The following is a 2,969-nucleotide window of genomic DNA, read 5'->3' as shown; positions in this document are numbered from 1 at the left end:
CTCTAAATATTTAACCAGACTAAGTGAGGGGTATCATCCCTAGTAGAAAATCATCCTATCAATTACCAACGCCTATTTTTTAGTTAACTGTTAATTTCAATGGATATAATGGCTCTTTACCGTTCAATTGCCAAATCCTAAATACTAATACAACAGCTACAGTTAACCACACACAAGAAGGAGCTAAAATCATTCCAGCTATAGGATTAGTTTGCCAGTAAAATATAGTAACTATTAAGGCAGATAACCAAGGACCTAAAATAACAACTGGAACAGCAGCTCCTAATCTCCGTTCGACAGTAAAAATAGTATTCCAAGTATCTCCTAAAGCAAGATGTACTGCAAAAGCTATTAAAGGAAGCACTAAAAATTGTTGGTTCATTTGCTGCCAAATTAATAGAGAAGAAATTACTCGTAAAACTGCAATTGTCATCCAAACTATGGGAAAAGCTAAAGGTGGAGGTGCCCATTTTGGTCTGACAATACTATCATAAGTTCTGCTGGTACGGGTATTGTCTAATGGCGAAAAAATTCGGGAACGAATACTCAATAATGTGAAAAATAGTCCGGCAAATACTGTGCTTAACCAATTGGGAAAGGAGGAGTAATTATCAACTAAAATTACTAATTTTTCCATTCCCCAGAAAGCTAGAATAATTATTCCTATTTGCAGGATAGTTCCTAATTTATAAATAGAAAGTGCTTTTAAATCTAGCTCTTTTGTAGAAATTGTTTGTTTGTCTAGATACTGGTTTGTATCTTCAGTTTTCACCCCCATTACTGTATTAACAATCTGTTCGACTGTTCCACTATCATTTGATTGAGTCATAATTACAATACTCAGAAAATTATCAATTTACATAATAACCTTTATTAAGTCAAAATTCAAAATCAAAAGTCAAAAGTAATATCATGTACCTCCTCCGGGGGAGCTGCGCTAAGGGTAGAACAGTTATAATTAGGTTCGTAGTATTGCTCTAGTCTGAGAAATTTAAGGGGCTAGAGCAATACTACAAACAACAACAAAAAAGCAATCTCAAGGTTTGTGAGATTGCTTTCCTTTAGTCGCAATGACAACTATTTAACTGGATGTGATCTAATATCAAATTGCCTTGCAATGGAAGTGTTATAAGAAACCGGGTTTGTAGGAAGTTAATGCTAGTATTGCATGGCATTTGATACAAACCCGGTTTCTCTGCTTTTTTATACCGATACTAATGAACATGATATAATACCACTATTTAGCAAGTTTGCTTTCCTATTTCTCTAATCATTCTGAAATCATTCAGAAGATATGTTCATCATTATTCGATTAATGTAGTTAACCCTGATAAGTGCTGTGGAGTTGAAGTTGAATTGAATAACAGATTAGAGATAGAAGCGATAGAAGTTCCCTAATATTGGGAGAATGGAATGCTAATGTTTGCATCATTTAGGTGGTAAAGATGAGAGTCAATTACTGTTTTTTGCGCTTTAATGCACCCATTCCAGTTCCCAATAAACCCAGACTTAGAAGACTCATTGTTGCAGGTTCAGGAATACTCTCACCCTCACTCAAAATACCGCCTCCTTCTTCTAGTGCAACTAGGTCAATGTTGATATCACCGTCGAATCTCTGACCGGTTTTGGTATCTTCGAGCCAAAACCAGTGAGAGAAGCCTTCGTTTATATTCTTGCCACTAGCTCCAAGACCCATTTGACCTTTGTTTGTTTCACTCATGTCTGTTAGGAAAAATGTATCTGTAGAATTATTATTACCATACCATTCTCCTATTTCAGTTAATAAAGACTTACTACTGTCAATTGTGTAATAACTCCAATCATTAATATCTACAACGCTGTAAGGGTCATTCCGATTCAATTCTTGTTTAGGTGCAAGATTTGGAGCGATGGCTCGTCCTTCTTGTAAATTTCCCAGGGAGTTGAACCAAACATCTACTGCGAATTTTTTATTCCCTGCACCAATGTTACCGATTAAATTAATTGTGCCATCGTCGTACTCATTGAAGAAAGCATCACCCTCGAAATCAAAATCAGAGTCCAGGTCAGGTATCCAAAAGGCATGATTATGGTCAGCACTATGATATTCGTCTGAAACAGCTTCTGATGCTTGCCAAGTGTTTACAATATTGGCTGCTGCTGCTTCTTTTGCCTGACCTAATGTACCTAAAGCGATGGAACCTAAAACGAATGCGCTAGTTAAGAATTTAGTTGTTTTCATTTGTTGTCTGTGTATGTTTGTTTTTTGTCTCATTAACCCTAATATAATCGACCTAGATAGGCTAATGGGTAAAGAAACGGTAAAGATTTGCACGAATTTGATTAAGGTTCCAGAAATAACAGTTTAACCATTGCTATGTTTGACTTTCATCGTTTTATAGGAAAGGAGATTTGTTATTTACTCCGTATATGCAACCATAAAGAATTGCTTTTCTGAGGAAATAATAGCTTGATTTTGGTTAATTTATTGTCACATTGATATTTGATGACCACAAGGGCAATAGGTAAATATTCCTGCTATTATTATCTCGAATCCGGCTAAAAGAGGAGCTTTATTATAGTGGTCAAGTATAAAGAATAAAAGTTTTACAAGCAAAAATAAAAAGTGTGTTTTATCGGCGGATTGGACATAAAAAAAAAGCTTTTATCAATCTTAAATACCAAAAATAAACAGGTAAAATCTGTGTTAGCACTTACGTTATTTCTGGTAGAAACATATCAACTCAGTGCGATCGCTGACTTATTTCTGGAGGTAGTGCAACAAAGTCGAAGAGGCGATCGTACATTCTCGGAAATTGCTGGATATTTATAGACATTTCTTACCGAAGTCCGCAGCGACTCGAACGCAGTGGAAGCAAGCAATATCAAGGGTTTAGGAGATTTATTCTCTTTGGTCGCAATGACAATTTGATTTAGTGGACTTCCATTGGGGCGGGGGCGGGTTTATATCATTTCAGGTTGATATCATT

The 2,969-nt window shown here is 35.9% G+C and carries 3 protein-coding genes; 1 reads left to right on the top strand and 2 read right to left on the bottom strand.

Annotated features, from left to right (window positions below; translation table 11 throughout):
* Window positions 1-79 precede the first annotated feature (79 nt).
* Entirely contained in the window at window positions 80-829 is a 750-nt protein-coding gene (locus tag AFK68_RS03755) for a TspO/MBR family protein (protein ID WP_094671655.1), read from the bottom strand.
* A 627-nt stretch (window positions 830-1,456) separates the two neighbouring features.
* Complete coding sequence (locus AFK68_RS03750; RefSeq protein ID WP_168186306.1) at window positions 1,457-2,221, bottom strand: PEP-CTERM sorting domain-containing protein; 765 nt, start codon at window positions 2,219-2,221, stop codon at window positions 1,457-1,459.
* Window positions 2,222-2,683: 462 nt separating this feature from the next.
* Between AFK68_RS03750 and AFK68_RS43255 the strand changes: the two genes are divergently transcribed.
* Complete coding sequence (locus AFK68_RS43255; protein ID WP_256386477.1) at window positions 2,684-2,812, top strand: hypothetical protein; 129 nt, start codon at window positions 2,684-2,686, stop codon at window positions 2,810-2,812.
* Window positions 2,813-2,969 lie beyond the last annotated feature (157 nt).

This window comes from Hydrocoleum sp. CS-953, from assembly GCF_002260545.1.
Classification (GTDB): Bacteria; Cyanobacteriota; Cyanobacteriia; order Cyanobacteriales; family Microcoleaceae; genus Trichodesmium.
This window is presented reverse-complemented; position numbering and strand designations above follow the sequence as displayed.